The organism is Hydrocoleum sp. CS-953 (assembly GCF_002260545.1).
GTDB lineage: Bacteria > Cyanobacteriota > Cyanobacteriia > Cyanobacteriales > Microcoleaceae > Trichodesmium.
The window spans coordinates 1-3849 of record NZ_LGSU01000608.1; the positions used below are offsets into that span (position 1 = coordinate 1).

Annotated in this window: 4 protein-coding genes; all 4 read right to left on the reverse strand. The window is 35.7% G+C overall.

From position 1 onward, the window contains the following. Nucleotides 1-171: 171 nt before the first annotated feature. The 4 genes from uvrC to AFK68_RS38305 all read right to left on the reverse strand — a co-directional run bounded on the left by uvrC (nucleotide 172) and on the right by AFK68_RS38305 (nucleotide 3501). On the reverse strand, nucleotides 172-2040 hold the full coding sequence (gene uvrC, locus AFK68_RS06720) for an excinuclease ABC subunit UvrC (protein ID WP_094672096.1): 1869 nt from the start codon (nucleotides 2038-2040) through the stop codon (nucleotides 172-174). Between the two features lie 627 nt (nucleotides 2041-2667). Further along, a complete protein-coding gene (locus AFK68_RS38295; protein ID WP_210407268.1) occupies nucleotides 2668-2880 on the reverse strand; it encodes a hypothetical protein in 213 nt (70 codons plus the stop codon). Nucleotides 2881-2913: 33 nt separating this feature from the next. After that, the gene (locus tag AFK68_RS38300) at nucleotides 2914-3162 is read right to left on the reverse strand and encodes a hypothetical protein (protein ID WP_210407269.1); all 249 of its coding nucleotides are present in this window, start codon (nucleotides 3160-3162) and stop codon (nucleotides 2914-2916) included. 90 nt (nucleotides 3163-3252) lie between these two features. Next, nucleotides 3253-3501, reverse strand: coding sequence for a hypothetical protein (locus AFK68_RS38305; protein ID WP_210407270.1), 249 nt, complete (start codon nucleotides 3499-3501; stop codon nucleotides 3253-3255). Between the last annotated feature and the right edge of the window lie 348 nt (nucleotides 3502-3849).

Genomic DNA, 3849 nt, shown 5'->3' on the forward strand with positions numbered 1-3849 from the left:
GAGTAGGGGAGTAGGGGAGTAGGGGAGTAATTTTTTGGCTCTATTATGTATGCGCCCAAAATACTCTCCTTGGAAGTAGGGGAGTAGGGGAGTAGGGGAGTAATTTTTTGGCTCTATTATGTATGCGCCCAAAATACTCTCCTTGGAGAGGCTTTCAACTACTCCCTAGTTTTAGTGAAAATAATCGTAAATTTGCTGTGCCAATTTTGGTCCGACTCCCGACACTTCTGCCAACTGTTCCACTGTTGCCATCCTAATATAATCAACGGAATGAAAATGCCCCAATAACAACTTTTGTCGATGTTGCCCTAAACCGGGAATTTCATCTAGACGCGATCGCTTCATTCTCTGACTTCTTTTATCCCGATGGAAACTCACGGCAAACCGATGTGCTTCATCCCGCAACCTCCGCAACAACTGCACCCCCGGTTGCTCCGCGTCAGTTTTTAACGGTTGTGACTCCCCTGGTAAAAACATTTCCTCCCGTTGTTTTGCCAAACTTACGACTCGCACTTCTTCCAATATATTCATCTCTTCCATAACTGCCACCACTGCCGAAAGTTGCCCTTTTCCACCATCTATCATTATTAAATCTGGTTTGTCTGTAGTCGGTTGTTGTTCATAGTCGCGAAACCGTCGCCCTATAACTTCTGCCATACTGGCAAAATCATCAGAATGGCCGGAACGTACTTCTGGATTTTTAATTTTATAATGTCGATAATGTTGTTTTGCTGGCAAACCGTCAATAAATACTACCCGCGATGCGACTGCATCCGAACCTTGAATATGAGAAATATCATAACCTTCGATGCGGTGGGGTAATTCTGGCAAATCTAATATTTCTGCTAAGTCTGTCATAGCTTCATTATTGCGATCGCTCATTTTCGCCAACCGCAGCAACTCATATTCAGCATTCTTTTTTACCATTTCAATTAATTCTGCTTTTCCTTGGCGTTGCGGTACAAATATTTCTACTTTTTTACCTTTCTTTTCTGTCAACCAATTTTGCAAAAATTCCCTCTCTGGCAATTGATTTTGCACAATAATTTCTGTGGGAATTTCTACAGATTCTACTGTTTGATAATGGGATTCTAAAACCCGCTGCAAAATTGCTCCTAATTCCTGATTTTCTGTTGTTTCTAAATTAGGAGTTTCGGCAATAAATCCTAATCTTCCTACTAATTTGCCAGCCCTAATTTGGAATATTTGAACACAAGCAATTTGATTATTTCCTGCTAAAGCGATTGCATCTCTAGAAACTCGGTCGTCTGGCAAGGAAACTTTTTGGTCAGCATTTATAGAATTCAAATCTCTAATTTGGTCGCGAATAGCTGCTGCTTTTTCAAAATTCAGTGCCTCCGCTTCTTTTTCCATTTGAGCATTTAAAATATCAATCAATTCTCCAGTCCGACCTTGAAAAATCATTGCCACTTTTTGCACAATTTTATGATATTCCTCTGGAGTAATTAATGTCTGACAAACTCCCGGACAACGACCAATATCATAATTGAGACAAGGGCGGTCTTTAAATAAAGGTTTTGGTCTTTGACGTAGAGGAAAAATTCGTTTGACTAAATGTAGAGTATTTCTCAAAAGTCTGGTATCCACATAAGGACCATAATAACGGTCTTTAGCTTTACCTAATCTGCGCTTTCTCGTAATAAAAATTCTGGGATAATTTTCTGACCAAGTTATGCAGAGATAAGGATATTTTTTATCATCCTTGAGTAAGACATTAAAATATGGTTGATGTTGCTTAACAAGATTAGCTTCTAATGCTAAAGCTTCAGCTTCTGTATCTGTGACAATAAATTCAATTTCTACTATTTGTTGTACCATTAAACTGATACGATGAGTATGATTTTTACCATCTCGAAAATAGGAACGAACTCGATTTCTTAGTTTTTTAGATTTGCCAATATAAAGGATGCGATCGCTACTATCCCGCATCAAATAAACTCCTGGAGTTTGAGGAATTTCTTTGAGTCGATTTTCTAAACGTTCTGAATCTTTTATTATGGGTAAAGTTTGAGTTATCATAATACCAATTTGATAAATGTTTGCTACAAATAGTTAGGGTACTTATAGCGCTTTTCATTAACATAGAATACAGAGATTTTGGCTTCAAGGCTGAAGGCAGAAAGCAGAAGGCAGAAGTTTTGTAGTCTACCTTTGTGAAAACCGCTATAAAAGGAGTCAGGAGTCGTAGGGGCGATTTCGTTCCGAATGCTGGCGCAAACGCGAATCGCCCGTACAGGAGTCAGAATGAATAGCTTTTATCTACTTTTTTGTATCTTAAATTATATTTTTAGTCAAATATAAGTTCCCTATCAAAGATTTTAATACTGCTTATTCTTCGTAACATTCTTTTTTAAAATTGGTATAGCGTTTCTCAGTAAGCGTGAGGTACACTTTGATATTTCTTCCCTGTTGCCTATTGCCTGTTGCCTGTTGCCTAAAGCCTATAATTTTGTACCTCACTCTTTTTGGGAATTGCTATATTATACCTCTTTCCAAATTTTTAATTAAATTAATTAAGGATATAAAATCAACAATTTTGACTGATAAATAAGGATTGAAATTTTCGGCGTATTTTTTCAATGCTGACNCAATCCTTCTATTACAGAAGAGGTAATTATTAATTATTAATTATTAATTATTGAAACCCTATTCCCTAACTTCTGAAATTTTCCCTGTTTTACTCAGATTAAATATAGCAATTGCATCAGCTCCTGACTGAACATTTGCCAGACAACAAATATCTGTCAAATTTCCAGAACTTAGTGATATTTTGTTCCGATAACTTTTATGCAAATGACCACAAACTACTAACTTTGGTTTTAACTCATCTACTAACATTCTTGCATATTCATTTCCCACGATATCGTAATAGCCTTGACTCCTACGTTGCTGTTAAAACTCTTCAGCATCTACAGGATTTATGATATTAGTAGGCCAGTCATGTAATAACAAAATATCTGTAGATTTATAGTCTAAAGCCTGAATAATTTCTACTTCTGTAAAAGCAATATAATCCTTATTAGAATAGCTGCTAATTTGGGAAACTTTAGGTCGGTTAATCTGAAATTTTTCCTCTTGATAAATACCAGAAACTCCTACAACTTTTAGACCTGCTAAAACTACCGAGCCGACCCTACCCAAATAATAGCAATTCTTAGTAATTTCTGTACCTGTATTGGTTCGGTCTAAAAAACCGTAGGGTTCATGATTACCACCAATAAACCAAATAGGCTAAGGAAAAATTGCTCTTTGTTCATAAAAGTCGGGAAAATCTCCCAATTTACGATATTTTTTAGGCGCATCCATTGTTGCTAAATCAGCTTCATGGCGGTGGGGTTCAAAATCTCCTACTTGCAGAATAAATGCAAGCTTTTGACTAGAATGATTTTCCCACTGTTGTAGTAAGCGAATCATTGTGTACATATAGCCGTGGACATCACCAACTACTGCAAAAAATATATCTTGATAATTGTTAAACATTATACTTTATCTATTGATATTGTTTATAATAAATTATTTAGATTATCATTTAATACTCAAGTAGTTAATTTAAGCATGATGGAATCATCTCCATTTTCTCAAAACATATTTTTTTGTCGAACATTAAGAGTCTTAAAACCCAAGCATTTAGCTATTAGCGGTCAGCAATCAGCTTTTTAATGTAAATTTTAAACACATTTGTGGTGAATATATAAAGTTTTAAAATGTGATTTTAACCATAATAAAACGTGGTCATTAAGTCTTTCAATACTGCCATTTTACTTCATTTTATATAAAGCTAATGGGAATAGCTAACAGCTAAATGCTTGCCTTACAACTATAATAACC

What these genes read in the sequence shown, in the direction of transcription:
- AFK68_RS38305 (WP_210407270.1), bottom strand. Translation starts at nt 3,501, where the DNA reads ATGTTTAACAATTATCAAGATATATTTTTTGCAGTAGTTGGTGATGTC.
- uvrC (WP_094672096.1), bottom strand. Translation starts at nt 2,040, where the DNA reads ATGATAACTCAAACTTTACCCATAATAAAAGATTCAGAACGTTTAGAA.